Source organism: Ureibacillus sp. FSL W7-1570 (genome assembly GCF_038593265.1).
GTDB lineage: Bacteria > Bacillota > Bacilli > Bacillales_A > Planococcaceae > Ureibacillus > Ureibacillus suwonensis.
This window is the reverse complement of sequence record NZ_CP151979.1, coordinates 955,047-970,146: the sequence shown is the minus strand read 5'-3', so window position 1 is coordinate 970,146 and position 15,100 is coordinate 955,047. Positions and strand designations below refer to the sequence as shown.

Sequence of the window (15,100 nt, the reverse complement as noted above, 5' to 3'; positions counted from 1 at the left end):
AAATCTATAATTGCAACACATAAACGCAAAGAATATTTACTTGACAGATTGAACATGATAGAAAAGAGGTGATCATCATGCAAGAAATCAATTGGAACAGAACAGACCTGATAGATGAAACGGAAGAGGTCGTACAGCATCAGACGAGACAACAAAAAGAGCAATTAGATGACTCGGAAGGCGTCCGATTTGAAGAATTCAACGAAAAACGTGTCAAAGTGACAAAAGTGACCGTCAATAGTGAAGGAGCCGAAGAAATCGGGAAAAAAGAAGGGCAATACATCACGTTGACGGTTCCCACTTTAAATATTGATGACCATGACGGAATCGAGCAATTGGCAGAATCTTTTCTGAAATATATCGATGAAATTCATAAAGACATTGAGCTCACAAAAGACAGCAAAGTGTTGGTCATTGGTCTCGGAAACAAGACGATTACACCCGACGCCATTGGACCCTTTACCATTGATGCAATGCAGGCGAGACAGTTGGAAAACCATGTGGAACAATTTGTTTTGTATGCGCCGGGGGTTACTGGGCAGACGGGATTTGAAACGAGCGATTTTGTCCATGCATTGACAGAAAAAATTCAACCGGATTTGGTGCTCGCCATAGATGCCCTGGCGACAAGGGGGACATCCCGATTATGCAAAACCATCCAAATCACAAATACGGGTATTCATCCCGGTTCCGGCGTCGGGAATCAGCGGGCGGAAATTTCAAAAGAAGTGTTGGGGGTTCCGGTAACCGCCATTGGTGTTCCCACGGTGGTGGATGCAACGGTGATCATTGCCGATGCGGTGGATAAAGTATTCCGTTCCATTGCGAAAAAAATTCAAGAGAAAGATAAACCTTCCGGAAAACTGGCTGTCACAGCCTGGACTTCCGATACTTCCGAGGAGGATGTCGACTTTAATGTCATTCGTCCGATTTTTGGCGAATGGTCCACCTGGTCGAAAGCGGAAAGGAGACAATTATTCGAAGAAGTGCTCCTGTCCAATTCCCAACGATTGATTGTGACACCAAAAGAAGTCGATATTTGGATGACGAAATACTCGACACTGATCAGCAATTGTCTGTTTAGATGGATTGAGGAAAAAGTGAACTAGTTCTAAAAATTCTCTCTCTTCCATATCGTAGAGGAAGGAGAGGATGCTGAAATGAAAAATTTTAAAAGATTTGTACTGACGATACTTTTCTTTTTCTCGTTACCGATCGTGATAGGAATGATGCCTTTCCCAAACAACGAGAAATTTGTGCCTGCTACACCAGAAGAGAAGATACTCTATGCGGCGAATGATTTGGTAGTTTCTGATGTGTCGCCTCCAAAAGATCCGTTTAAAGTGTTGCTGTTGTTCACCCATTCCCATGAAACCTATAAACCGTTTCTGGAAAATGAAAAGGGAATGGTCGCCGTTTATGACGATCAAGCCAATTTATATTCCATGCATCAGCTGTTTGAAGATTATTTCCGGTTGAACGGGATCACAGCCAGCACCCTTGATGTGGATGTGATGTCCGTTTTGAAGGAAAACGGAAAAACGATCGTTGATGCATATAAAACGGTAAGGCCATATGTTGCCGAAGAATTGAAGACAAATCAATATGACCTGATTTTGGATATTCATCGGGATTCCACTTCCCGCAATAAGACGACCGTTGTCCATAAAAATGTTTCCTATGCGAAAGTGTCCTTTGTCATTGGTGCGGAAAACCCGAATTACAAATCCAATAAGGCCATCGCCCAAACCATCAGCAATTCCATGAATGAAATTATTCCGAATATTTCCAAGGGAATTATTGAAAAGAAGGGGACGGGAGTAGATGGAGTGTATAATCAAGATTTGGCGAAGGAATTTATTTTAATTGAAATCGGCGGCATCGATAACACGGAGGATGAAGTGTACCGGACGGTGGCGGTGTTGGCACAAGCGGTGGCAAACAGTCTGGTTGAAAAATGATCGCGTTTGTAAGCGTTTAAAGGGTCCTCTTTTAAACGCTGTTTTTTTGCACGAACCGAATCGTGTATGCCCCTTATTTTGCTATACTTGTTTATTATTGTGCTTTCGTCCCGGTTCATAGTATAATTCAACTTAGTTTATATTTTATGAAGAACAAAAGAATGAAAGAATACGCTATAAATCAGAACAGTATATACGGAAAGTTTAAGCCTCCTGCGAAAGCGAGTGTAGACGGACAACGATCGCATGGAGGCATTTGTTAGGAGTGGAGATATGAATCGCGAAGAACGATTAGAACGTCAAAAACGCATCAGAAACTTTTCAATTATTGCCCATATTGACCATGGCAAATCCACATTGGCCGACCGCATTTTGGAAAAAACGAAAGCGTTGACTGAACGGGAAATGAAGGAACAGCTGCTGGATTCCATGGACATTGAACGGGAACGGGGCATTACGATCAAATTGAATGCCGTTCAGTTAAAATATCAGGCAAAAGATGGACAAATTTATATTTTCCATTTAATCGACACCCCTGGACACGTCGATTTTACATATGAAGTGTCAAGAAGTTTGGCCGCATGTGAAGGGGCCATTCTGGTGGTGGATGCGGCGCAGGGAATCGAGGCGCAAACGCTTGCCAACGTATATTTGGCCCTGGATAATGATTTGGAAATATTGCCGGTCATCAATAAAATCGATTTGCCTGCAGCCGATCCCGAAAAGGTGCGCAGAGAAATCGAAGACGTGATTGGCTTGGATGCGGAAGACGCCGTGTTGGCGAGTGCAAAAGCCGGCATCGGTATTGATGAACTTCTGGAACAAATCGTCGAAAAAATCCCTGCCCCATCGGGAGATCCTGACGCACCGTTGCAAGCCTTGATTTTCGACTCTTACTATGATTCCTATAAAGGCGTCGTTGTATTGATCAGAATCGTCAACGGTACCGTAAAACCGGGGGATAAAATCCGCTTTATGGCGACAGGCGCCGAATATGAAGTGGTGGAAGTCGGGGTACATACGCCAAAAATCAATCCGGTCGAAGAGTTGACGGTGGGAGATGTAGGTTACATCACGGCCTCGATCAAAAATATCAGCGATACGAATGTCGGTGATACCATCACCCTTGCCGACCGTCCGGCGAAGGAGCCTCTGCCGGGTTACCGGAAATTGAATCCGATGGTGTTCTGCGGACTTTACCCAATCGATACGGCAAAATATAACGATTTGCGAGAAGCCCTTGAGAAACTCGCATTGAATGATTCGGCTCTGCAATTTGAACCGGAAACATCCCAGGCATTGGGCTTTGGATTCCGATGCGGCTTCCTGGGATTGTTGCATATGGAAATCGTCCAAGAGCGTCTGGAGAGAGAGTTTAATTTGGATCTTATTACAACAGCGCCATCGGTTATTTATGAAGTGGAAATGACGGACGGTTCCAAAGTGAGAGTGGACAATCCGTCCATGATGCCAGCTCCTCAAAAAATCGACCAAGTGCTGGAACCGTATGTGAAAGCGACCATCATGGTGCCGAATGATTATGTCGGTGCCGTAATGGAACTTTGCCAAAGAAAACGCGGCACATTCATCAATATGGATTATATTGATTCAACGCGCGTAACAATCATTTATGAAATGCCGCTATCTGAAATCGTTTATGATTTCTTCGACCATTTAAAATCAAGCACGAAAGGATACGCTTCCTTCGATTATGAGTTGATTGGATATAAACCATCCAAATTGGTGAAAATGGATATATTAATCAATGGCGAGAAAGTCGATGCATTAAGCTTTATCGTCCATCGGGATTTCGCTTATGAACGGGGCAAAGTGATTGTGGAAAAACTGAAAGACATCATCCCTCGCCAACAATTCGAAGTGCCGATTCAGGCGGCGATCGGAACAAAAATCATCGCCCGTTCGAACATCAAAGCGATGCGCAAAAACGTGCTGGCCAAATGTTACGGGGGAGACATTTCCCGGAAACGCAAATTGCTTGAAAAACAAAAAGAAGGTAAAAAGCGCATGAAACAGGTCGGTTCTGTCGAAATCCCGCAGGAAGCATTCATGGCCGTATTGCGAATGGATGAAGAAAATAAATAAAGTGCTTGCCGAATTTGGACATAGCCACGTTGCTATGTCTTTTTTTCATTTCCAACAGCTTTCAATCCCTTCCATATTTTTTGCCGTTTAATGACTGAAACGATGGAAAACAATAAGTGAAAAGAATCAACCGTGATTCAGTGACTGGGAGGGATTTGAAAATTGAAAAAACCGTTTTATAAACGTTGGTGGTTTATTGCGCTTGTCATCGTTTTTGTGATCGCTCTTATCGGTTCTTTATCCGGAGGCGACGAAAAGGAAGTGGCGGATGATGCGGATAACGCTTCAGCCCCTGCGGAAGATAAGAATGCCGTTGAGGAGGAGAATAAGGAAACGGATGTAGCTGATGAGGAAGCGGCCGATACAGCTCCTGAAACGGCAAAAGAAGAAGTGCCAAGGGAGTATAAGGCTGCATTGAAGAAAGCCGAAACCTATGCCAAAACGATGCACATGTCAAAGGCGGCCATTTATGATCAATTGGTTTCTGAATACGGGGAAGGTTTCCCGGCGGAAGCCGCCCAATATGCCGTCGATCATCTGGAATGGGATTGGAAAGAAAATGCATTGAAAAAAGCCAAATCTTATGCGGAATCGATGAACATGTCCAACTCGGCGATTTATGATCAGCTCGTTTCCGAATATGGGGAAAAATTCACTCCGGAAGAAGCGCAATATGCAATCGATCATTTACAATGACAGAAAGCCATTCGGTCATCGGGTGGCTTTTTTCTGTGCCTTCAACATTGAATTTTCGGATTGAAAATGTACAATAGTAAGATAAATAGTAGAAAGAAGGGTTTCCATGGTCCGAGGGGTTTACATCCATATCCCGTTCTGTCATCAAATATGCAATTACTGTGATTTTAACAAAGTGTATTTCCACAAACAGCCGGTGGATGAATATATCGAAGCGGTCGGGAAAGAGATGGCGATGGCCGTTTTAAACTCGCCTGAGCAATTTGCAAATCTGGAAACGATCTATTTGGGAGGGGGCACGCCAACAGCCCTTTCCCCAAGGCAGCTTGACCGCCTGTTGGAGCTCATTGCCCAACATTTATCAACCGATGTGTTGGAGTTCACAGCCGAAGCCAATCCGGATGAACTGACCGTCGATAAATTGAAAGTGTTAAGAAGCGGAGGGGTCAACCGTTTAAGTTTAGGGGTCCAATCTTTTGATGGACAACTTCTAAAAAAACTGGGGAGAACCCATACAAATGACGAAGTATATCGCGCCATTGAAAACGCGATGGAAGCCGGCTTTGAAAATATCAGCATCGATCTGATGTACGGTTTGCCGGGACAGTCGATGGAGCAATGGGAGGACACCCTTGAAAAGGCGCTTGCATTGAATTTGCCGCATTATTCGGCTTATTCATTGATCGTGGAACCGAAAACGGTTTTTTATATTCAATATTCAAAAGGAAAACTGCAATTGCCGGAAGAAGAGCTGGAGGCAAAAATGTATGAACGTTTGATGGAGAAAATGGAACAGGGCGGTTTACATCAGTACGAAATCAGCAATTTCGCCAAGGAAGGTTTTGAATCCGTCCACAATAAAATTTACTGGGACAACGATGAATATGCGGGATTTGGCGCCGGTGCCCACGGATATATCAAGGGCGTCCGCTATTCCAACCATGGTCCCATCAAAAAGTATCTGCAGTCCATCGGGATGGGACAACTTCCTGTTCTTCACAGCCATCAAGTGACATTGATGGAAAAATGCGAGGAAGAAATGTTTTTGGGATTGCGGAAAAATGAAGGGGTATCCTTCAAACAATTTGAAATGAAAATGGGTTTTTCCATGAAAGAAAAATACGGTGAAATTATCAACGAACTGAAGAATGAAGGGTTGGTCACGGAAGAGGAAGAACGATTGAAGTTGACAAAAAAAGGCCGCTTCTTGGGCAATGAAGTGTTTCAACAATTTTTGTTGAGCGAGTAGGGGTATTTCGTTGACACTGATTCATTGTTTTGTTAATTTAATTATAGTATTAGCACTCTCGCTTCTTGAGTGCTAACAGAGGTGGTTTTCATGTTAACTGATCGTCAATTACAAATCTTGCAAGTTATCGTTGATGATTTTGTTACGTCAGCTCAGCCTGTAGGATCCCGTCAGATTTCCAAGAAGAAGGGAATCAATTATTCTCCCGCCACAATCCGGAATGAAATGGCGGATTTGGAAGAGCTGGGATATTTGGAAAAAACGCATGTATCATCCGGGCGCATCCCTTCTGAAAAAGGGTACCGTTATTATGTTGATCACCTATTGCAGCCAAAGCGCATGTCTGTAGAGGAAATAAATTTGATTCAATCCATTTTTGAGAAGCAAAAAGTCGAAGTTGAACAAATTATCCGGGAGTCTGCCAGCATTTTGTCTGAATTGACTTCCTATACTGCGATTTTGCTCGGCCCGAATGTGACGGAACACAGGGTCAAACGTTTTCAAATCATTCCGCTATCCAAACAAACTGCTGTTGCGATCATTGTGACAGATATGGGTCATGTCGAAAACCAAGTCATTTTATTGCCTGAGGGCTTTTATTCATCGGATATTGAAAAAACGGTGAATATTTTAAATGAACGTTTGATTGGGGTTCCATTGATCCATCTTCAAAGCAAATTGGAAAAAGAAACGTATGAAGTGTTGAAACAACATGTCCATATGGCGGATTCCATCATTCAATCATTGCTAAAAGTTGCATCTGTGGAAAATGATAGTAAAATTTACTTTGGCGGCAAAACCAATATGTTAAACCAGCCGGAGTTCCACGATATCAATAAAATCCGTCAACTGTTGGATTTAATGGACAAAAAGAGCCAAGTCATTTCTCTGTTCCAGCCGGTGAAACAGGGAATTACGATCCGCATCGGATCCGAAAACAATCATATCGCTGTGGAACACTGCAGTGTGATCACAGCGTCTTACAGTGCCGGAGAAGATCAGAACGGGGCGATTGCCATCATTGGTCCAACCCGGATGGATTATAAGCGGGTCGTAACATTGCTTGACATTGTAAGAAGAGGGTTATCCAGAACTTTATCCGAAAAATTGAACGATGGACAGTAAGGAGGATTTTAGGTGTCCGAAACGGCAGAAAACAAGAACAAACAGGAAGAAACGATAGAGAAAGAAGAACAAATCGAGAAAGCGGAAAACGCAACCATTGAAGAAGCTTCCGTAAACGATGAAGCGGCAAACAATGAAGAAGCGGACAAATCGGCTGAGGAAAGTTCAGAAGAAGTTTCCGTGGATGCTTATAAAGCGAAAATCGCCGAGTTGGAAGCGAAATTGGCGGAAGAAGAAAATCGGTATTTAAGATTGAGAGCGGATTTTGAGAATTTGCGCCGTCGCAGCCAGCTTGACCTGCAAGCTGCTGAAAAATACCGCGCTCAAAGCCTATTGACAGATTTATTGCCGGTCATTGATAACTTTGAAAGGGCATTGCAGGTGAAAGTTGCTTCTGAGGACGCAAATTCTTTATATAAAGGCATTGAAATGGTCTACAATGCCCTTATCGAAGCGGCCAAAAAAGAAGGGCTTGAAGTGATTCCGGCTGTCGGTCAACCATTTGACCCGAATGTTCATCAGGCCATCATGCAAGAATCAGACCCTGAAAAAGAGTCTGGCATCGTATTGAAGGAATTGCAGAAAGGCTATAAATTGAAAGATCGCGTATTAAGACCTTCCATGGTTTCTGTAAATGAATAATGAAATTTGTGTGTGAAATAGGAGGCAAAATTGAATATGAGTAAAATTATTGGTATTGACTTAGGAACAACAAACTCTGTTGTAGCTGTATTAGAAGGCGGGGAGCCAAAAATCATTCCAAACCCGGAAGGCAACCGTACAACTCCTTCTGCGGTAGCGTTCAAAAATGGCGAACGTCTTGTGGGGGAAGTGGCAAAACGCCAAGCAATCACAAATCCGAACACAATTCTTTCCATCAAATCCCACATGGGAACTGACTATAAAGTGAAGGTGGAAGATAAAGAATATACTCCTCAAGAAATTTCAGCAATGATTTTACAATATTTGAAAAGCTATGCCGAAGACTACTTGGGCGAAAAAGTGACAAAAGCGGTCATCACAGTTCCTGCATATTTCAATGACGCCCAACGCCAAGCGACAAAAGATGCAGGCCGCATTGCGGGCTTGGAAGTGGAACGTATCATCAACGAGCCTACTGCCGCAGCGCTTGCCTACGGTTTGGATAAATTGGAAGAAGACCAAAAAATCCTGGTTTTCGACCTTGGCGGCGGAACATTCGACGTTTCCATCCTTGAACTCGGCGACGGCGTATTTGAGGTGCTTGCGACTGCCGGTGACAACAAACTTGGCGGTGACGATTTCGACAAAAAAATCATTGACTACTTGGTGGAAGAATTCAAAAAAGAACATGGCATTGATCTATCGAAAGATAAAATGGCCATGCAGCGCTTGAAAGATGCAGCGGAAAAAGCGAAAAAAGATTTATCCAGCGCCACTACAACACAAATTTCATTGCCATTCATCACTGCGGGTCCAGAGGGTCCATTACACTTGGAAACATCTTTAACTCGCGCAAAATTTGAAGAATTAACAAAAGACCTAATTGAACGTACGATGGGACCTGTACGCCAAGCGCTTTCCGATGCTGGTCTATCCGCTTCCGAAATCGATAAAGTGATCCTTGTGGGCGGTTCTACACGCATTCCTGCTGTTCAAGAAGCGGTGAAACGCGAAACTGGCCATGAGCCGCATAAAGGGGTAAACCCGGATGAAGTGGTGGCCATGGGTGCAGCCATTCAAGCAGGGGTTATCTCCGGAGACGTGAAAGATATCGTTCTATTGGACGTAACTCCGCTTTCATTGGGTATCGAAACAATGGGCGGCGTGTTCACAAAATTGATTGAACGCAACACAACAATCCCAACATCTAAATCTCAAATTTTCACAACAGCGGCAGATAACCAACCTGCAGTGGATATTCACGTATTGCAAGGTGAACGTCCAATGGCAGCGGACAACAAAACGTTGGGCCGATTCCAATTGACGGATATTCCACCGGCTCCTCGCGGTGTACCGCAAATCGAAGTGACTTTCGATATCGACAAAAACGGTATCGTGTCTGTTAAAGCGAAAGACCTTGGCACTGGAAAAGAGCAAAAAATCGTGATTCAATCGAACTCAGGTTTATCTGATGAAGAAATTCAACGCATGATTAAAGAAGCGGAAGAAAACGCTGAAGCGGACAAAAAACGCAAAGAAGAAGCCGATCTCCGCAACGAAGCGGACCAATTGGTATTCCAAGTGGATAAAACAATCAACGAATTGGGCGACAAAATCACGGAAGATGAAAAGAAATCCGTGACGGAAGCGAAAGAAGCTTTATCAAAAGCGTTAAAAGATGGTAAAATTGACGAAATCAAATCTGCGAAAGAAAAACTTGAAGGTGTGCTTCAACCTTTGATCATGAAAGTATATCAAGAAGCTGCACAACAGGCACAAGCAAACCAGCCTGATGGAGAAGGCAAAAAAGATGACGGTGTAGTGGATGCGGATTTTGAAGAAGTGAAAGACGACGATAAATAATAAAACTGCCATGTTGGTGAAAGCGAAAGGCGGCTTGATTTGAATCACCCTCCTTCGCGCCGCCTTTTCGCCTCTTTTATCAACATGGCTGTACTATTCATCAGCGATTGGTTGTTGAATACATGGGTTGGATGAAGTCAAAGCCGTTTCTGGTCTTTGACTTTTTCCATGAATATAGACGAATTAAAACGTAACTATCGCACACGCTTGCATTAAAAATCCGATAATTTGATGAAGCGTTTGCGGCAGGTACAACATTTGGCGGTTATAACGTAAACAAAACTTTAGCATATATGATAAAATAGACGTTATGTTAAAGAGAGCGAGTGTGAGGTAATGAAACGCGACTATTACGAAGTCCTTGGCGTCAGCAAAAACGCGACAAAGGATGAAATCAAAAAAGCTTACCGGAAATTATCGAAAAAATATCACCCGGACTTGAACAAAGAACCGGATGCAGCGGAAAAATTCAAAGAAATCAATGAAGCCTATGAAGTGTTGAGCGATGATCAAAAAAGGGCACAATACGATCAATTCGGTCACGCCGGAGTCAATGGCCAAGGCGGCGGCTTCAGCGGCGGCGGATTCGGCGATTTCGGCGGCTTTGGCGGCTTTGAAGATATATTTGATACGTTTTTTGGCGGCGGTTCAAGACGAAGAAGAGATCCGAATGCTCCAAGAAAAGGGGACGATTTGCAATATCGCATGAACATTTCTTTTGAAGATGCGGTGTTTGGGAAACAAACAGAAATCGAAATTCCAAGGGAAGAAGAGTGCGATACTTGCCACGGTTCCGGCGCAAAACCTGGCACAAGTCCAAAAACGTGCGATAAATGTAACGGAACAGGGCAAATCAGCCAAGCGATTGAAACGCCTTTGGGCCGAATTGTCAATCGACGCACTTGTGGTTCCTGTCATGGAACTGGTAAAATAATCGTTGAAAAATGTCCGACTTGTGCTGGAAAAGGCAGAGTCCAAAAACGGAAAAAAATCAAAATCACCATTCCTGAAGGGATCGATGACGGACAACAATTGCGCGTGGCTGGCCAAGGGGAACCTGGCATCAATGGAGGACCTCCTGGTGATTTATACATCGTCTTCAAAGTTGGAAAACATCCTTACTTTGTACGGGAAGGAGACGATATATACTACGATTTGAAAATCACGTTCCCGCAAGCGGCTTTGGGGGATGAGATTGAAGTTCCGACCATTCATGGCAAAGTGAAATTCAGAATTCCGCCTGGCACTCAATCCGGCGCCCAATTCCGTATCAAAGACAAAGGTGTCAAAAATGTCCATGGTTACGGCAGAGGACACCAATACGTAAACGTGAAAGTCATCACGCCAACGAAATTGACAGAACGGCAAAAACAATTGCTTCGTGAATTTGCGGAAATCAGCGGCGATATTCCGGAAGAACAAAGCAGTTCATTATTTGATAAAATCAAAAAAACGTTCAAAGGTGAGTCAAAATAAGGAATCATAAGTAAAAATTGGAGTGTGATTGCAAGTGAAATGGACTGAATTATCTGTGCTGACAACTGATGAAGCGGTTGAAGCCGTTTCAAATATTTTTCATGAAGCTGGAGCCAGCGGAGTGGTGATTGAAGATTCATCAGAATATCTAAAAGAGCGTGAAAATAAATTCGGTGAAATTTACGCCCTGAATCCGGACGATTATCCTGAAGAAGGGGTGATTGTCAAAGCATACCTTCCCGCTTCCAGCTTCTTGGCTGAAACCATCGAAGAGATAAAACTTGCAATCGCAAACTTGAAAAATTTCAATATCAACGTGGGACAAAACATCCTGACAACTTGCGAAGTGAACGAAGATGATTGGGCGACTTCCTGGAAGCAATATTACCATCCGATCAAAGTATCCGAACATTTCACGATTGTTCCAACTTGGGAAGAATATGAACGGAAAAATTCCGATGAACTGATCATTGAGCTCGATCCCGGGATGGCCTTCGGTACGGGTACCCATCCGACGACGGTGATGTGTCTGCAAGCGTTGGAGAAAGTCGTGAAACCGGGAGATGTGGTCATCGATGTCGGCACCGGCTCCGGGGTTCTTTCGATTGCTTCAGCCCTTTTAAAGGCAGGCAAGGTGATTGCTTTGGATTTGGATCCCGTTGCTGTAAAATCAGCAAAAGAGAATGTAGAGCTAAATCATGTCGATTCAATCGTTGAAGTGCATCAAGGAAATCTTTTGGAGACGGTTCAAACGGAAGCGGATGTCGTGGTGGCCAATATTTTGGCGGAAGTAATCATGACCTTTACCGATGATGCGTATGGGATTCTGAAACCGGGCGGCACGTTTATTACATCCGGCATCATCGGTGCGAAGAAAGAAGATGTGAAAAGCGCCCTCGAAAAATCAGGTTTTTCCATAGAAGAAGTATTAATGCTGGAAGATTGGGTATCCATCATCGCGAAAAAATAATTTATGGAGTTGTCGATAAGACAACTCCTTATTTTAGGAGGACAGAATGCAGCGGTATTTTGTTGAGGAATCATTCAATGACCAAAAGCAAATGACGATCACCGGCGAAGCTGCCCGGCATATTTCAAAAGTCATGCGCATGCGGAAAGGCGAAAAAATAATTGTTGTTCAAAACGGTATTGCTTATGTTTGCACCATTCTTTCAATAGGTCAGGACGTGAAAGTGGAGCAGACGGGGGAAACGGTGCCATCACCGGAAATGCCCGTTCAGGTGGATATCGCTTGCGGTTTGCCGAAAGGGGATAAACTCGAGTTCATTGCGCAAAAAGGAACCGAACTCGGCATGCATGCATTGCTCCCTTTTGCAGCGGAGCGTTCCATCGTGAAATGGGATGAAAAAAAGAGCGACCGGAAAATCGAACGTTTATCGAAAATTGCCCAGGAAGCGGCGGAACAGTCCCACCGAACGTTAGTGCCGAAGATTTTTCCACCTCTTTCATTCCAACAGCTCCTGGAAAGAATTCCGTTTTATGATGCCGTATTTGTTGCCGATGAAGAAGAGGCGAAGGGCGGGCACACAAGATTTGCGGACAAGCTAAAAAAAGTGTATGATAAAGAATCGAAGTCCATTTTATTTATTTTTGGGCCGGAAGGTGGACTTTCAAGGAAAGAAGTGGAAGCCTTTAAAGAACAAGGCGCAGTCACTGTTGCTTTGGGTCCCAGAATATTACGAGCGGAAACGGCACCTTTATATGTGCTTTCTGCCATATCATATGAATTTGAATGAAAGAGGTGTGTTGCCTTGCAAACTGTGGCCTTTCACACATTAGGCTGTAAAGTGAATCACTACGAGACCGAGGCCATTTGGCAATTATTTAAAGAACATGGCTACGAACGAGTTGATTTTGAAGAACAGGCAGACGTTTATGTGATAAATACGTGTACGGTGACAAATACAGGGGACAAAAAATCCCGCCAAGTCATCCGCAGGGCGATCCGTAAAAATCCGGACGCGGTGATTTGCGTGACAGGCTGCTATGCCCAAACATCCCCGGCGGAAATTATGGATATCCCCGGCGTAGATATTGTAGTCGGTACGCAAGATCGCGCGAAAATGCTTGATTATATCGAGCAGTACCGCAAAGAAAGACAGCCGATCAACGCAGTCCGCAATATCATGAAAAACCGTGTGTTTGAAGAAATGGACGTTCCATATTTTACGGACCGCACCCGCGCTTCATTGAAAATCCAGGAAGGCTGCAACAACTTCTGCACCTTCTGCATTATTCCATGGGCACGTGGACTTATGCGTTCCCGCGACCCTCAGGCGGTCATCAAACAAGCTCAAGCCCTTGTCGATGCAGGCTATTTGGAAATCGTCTTGACCGGCATCCACACAGGCGGTTACGGACAAGACTTCAAAGATTATAATTTGGCGCAGCTTCTTCGTGACATCGAAGCGAATGTGAAAGGTATCAAGCGTTTGAGAATTTCATCCATTGAAGCTTCCCAATTGACGGATGAAGTCATTGACGTACTCCGCGAATCGAAAATTGTGGTCAACCATTTGCACATTCCTCTTCAATCCGGTTCGGATACGGTATTAAAACGCATGCGCCGCAAATATACGATGGCGTTCTTTGCGGAACGGTTGAATAAATTGAAAGAAGCATTGCCGGATTTGGCGATCACTTCCGACATCATCGTCGGTTTCCCGGGTGAAACGGAAGAGGAATTTATGGAAACGTACAACTTTGTAAAAGAACATAAATTTGCGGAACTTCACGTGTTCCCATATTCCAAACGGACAGGAACTCCGGCGGCCCGGATGGAAAACCAGATCGATGAGGAAGTGAAAAATGAGCGGGTACACCGGTTAATCACATTAAATGATCAATTGGCGAAAGAGTACGCTTCCCGATTTGAAGGGGAAGTGTTGGAAGTCATTCCGGAAGAACATGTGAAAGAATTTGGCCCAAACATGTTGGCGGGGTACACGGATAATTATTTACGCGTCGTTTTTGAAGGATCATCGGATTTGATTGGAAAATTGGTGAAAGTGAAAATCACAAAATCCGGTTATCCGCATAATGAAGGGCAATTTGTCCGCGTCCTTGAAGAACAATACCAATAATAATAAGTTGTATCGCGCATTCATCAATTGATGCATGAATGCGCGATGTTTTATTTTGGGCAATTTTCACCTTAATAAGAATGATTTTCGTATGTTATCATAAGGACAATTGGACAAGAATAAATAATACAAAAAGGAGCACTTCCTATGACAACAAACTTTGCTTCATTGATTGATCATACGTTGCTGAAACCCGATGCAACGGAAGATCAAATAAAACAATTGTGCGAAGAAGCAAAAAAATACCGGTTTGCTTCGGTTTGTGTCAATCCTTGCTGGGTAAAGTATTGCAAAAGTTTATTGCAAGACACAAGCGTCAAAGTCTGCACGGTCATCGGCTTTCCTTTGGGCGCCACAACGACGGCGACGAAAGTTTTTGAGACGGCGGAAGCCATTGAACAAGGTGCAGATGAAATCGATATGGTCATAAATATCGGTTTTTTGAAAGCGCGTGATTATGAACGGGTAAAAGATGAAATGAAACAAGTCGTTGATGCGGCAAGTAACCGGATCGTAAAAGTCATTATTGAAACCTGCTTATTAACCGATGAAGAAAAAGTAAAAGCATGCCAATTGGCAGTGGAAGCAGGTGCCGCATTTGTAAAAACGTCCACCGGTTTTTCGTCGGGGGGAGCGACTGTGGAAGATGTCGCACTCATGCGCAAAACCGTTGGAGAGCAAATGGGCGTGAAAGCTTCCGGGGGCATCAGAAATTTATCGGATATGATCAAAATGATGGAAGCCGGTGCGAATCGGATCGGAACGAGCAGCGGAGTAAAAATTATCGAAGAAACATTGTAGTGTTTACTATTGACTTCAATTATACATTACGATATACTTTTCAAGTACACATTAAAACGCATGTTTTACGTGTATTGACG

13 protein-coding genes are annotated in these 15,100 nt (G+C 43.7%); all 13 read left to right on the top strand.

Translation table 11 applies throughout. The features are described 5' to 3' along the window. Positions 1-77 precede the first annotated feature (77 nt). The 13 genes from gpr (at position 78) to deoC (ending at position 15,020) form a co-directional block, all read left to right on the top strand. Positions 78-1,109, top strand: a complete 1,032-nt coding sequence (gpr, locus tag NST13_RS04735) for a GPR endopeptidase (protein ID WP_342581543.1) — start codon at positions 78-80, stop codon at positions 1,107-1,109. A 51-nt stretch (positions 1,110-1,160) separates the two neighbouring features. After that, a complete protein-coding gene (gene spoIIP / locus NST13_RS04730; protein ID WP_342581542.1) occupies positions 1,161-1,961 on the top strand; it encodes a stage II sporulation protein P in 801 nt (266 codons plus the stop codon). A gap of 273 nt (positions 1,962-2,234) precedes the next feature. Then, positions 2,235-4,064: a translation elongation factor 4 gene (lepA, locus tag NST13_RS04725; protein ID WP_342581541.1), complete on the top strand. Its 1,830-nt coding sequence runs from the start codon at positions 2,235-2,237 to the stop codon at positions 4,062-4,064. Between the two features lie 162 nt (positions 4,065-4,226). Continuing rightward, positions 4,227-4,760, top strand: coding sequence for an Ltp family lipoprotein (locus NST13_RS04720; RefSeq protein ID WP_342581540.1), 534 nt, complete (start codon positions 4,227-4,229; stop codon positions 4,758-4,760). A gap of 106 nt (positions 4,761-4,866) precedes the next feature. Then, on the top strand, positions 4,867-6,009 hold the full coding sequence (hemW, locus tag NST13_RS04715; protein ID WP_342469189.1) for a radical SAM family heme chaperone HemW: 1,143 nt from the start codon (positions 4,867-4,869) through the stop codon (positions 6,007-6,009). Positions 6,010-6,099: 90 nt separating this feature from the next. After that, positions 6,100-7,134 carry a heat-inducible transcriptional repressor HrcA gene (gene hrcA / locus NST13_RS04710; protein WP_342469190.1) on the top strand — a complete coding sequence of 345 codons (1,035 nt, stop codon included), beginning with the start codon at positions 6,100-6,102 and terminating at the stop codon, positions 7,132-7,134. A 12-nt stretch (positions 7,135-7,146) separates the two neighbouring features. Further along, positions 7,147-7,776, top strand: coding sequence for a nucleotide exchange factor GrpE (gene grpE / locus NST13_RS04705; RefSeq protein WP_342469191.1), 630 nt, complete (start codon positions 7,147-7,149; stop codon positions 7,774-7,776). Between the two features lie 36 nt (positions 7,777-7,812). After that, entirely contained in the window at positions 7,813-9,639 is a 1,827-nt protein-coding gene (gene dnaK / locus NST13_RS04700; protein WP_342581539.1) for a molecular chaperone DnaK, read from the top strand. A gap of 336 nt (positions 9,640-9,975) precedes the next feature. Then, on the top strand, positions 9,976-11,115 hold the full coding sequence (dnaJ, locus tag NST13_RS04695) for a molecular chaperone DnaJ (protein ID WP_342469193.1): 1,140 nt from the start codon (positions 9,976-9,978) through the stop codon (positions 11,113-11,115). 34 nt (positions 11,116-11,149) lie between these two features. Beyond that, a complete protein-coding gene (prmA, locus tag NST13_RS04690) occupies positions 11,150-12,085 on the top strand; it encodes a 50S ribosomal protein L11 methyltransferase (RefSeq protein WP_342581538.1) in 936 nt (311 codons plus the stop codon). A 46-nt stretch (positions 12,086-12,131) separates the two neighbouring features. Next, on the top strand, positions 12,132-12,872 hold the full coding sequence (locus tag NST13_RS04685; RefSeq protein ID WP_342469195.1) for a 16S rRNA (uracil(1498)-N(3))-methyltransferase: 741 nt from the start codon (positions 12,132-12,134) through the stop codon (positions 12,870-12,872). Positions 12,873-12,887: 15 nt separating this feature from the next. Next, positions 12,888-14,219, top strand: a complete 1,332-nt coding sequence (gene mtaB, locus NST13_RS04680) for a tRNA (N(6)-L-threonylcarbamoyladenosine(37)-C(2))-methylthiotransferase MtaB (protein ID WP_342581537.1) — start codon at positions 12,888-12,890, stop codon at positions 14,217-14,219. Positions 14,220-14,366: 147 nt separating this feature from the next. Next, a complete protein-coding gene (deoC, locus tag NST13_RS04675; protein WP_342469197.1) occupies positions 14,367-15,020 on the top strand; it encodes a deoxyribose-phosphate aldolase in 654 nt (217 codons plus the stop codon). Positions 15,021-15,100: the final 80 nt, after the last annotated feature.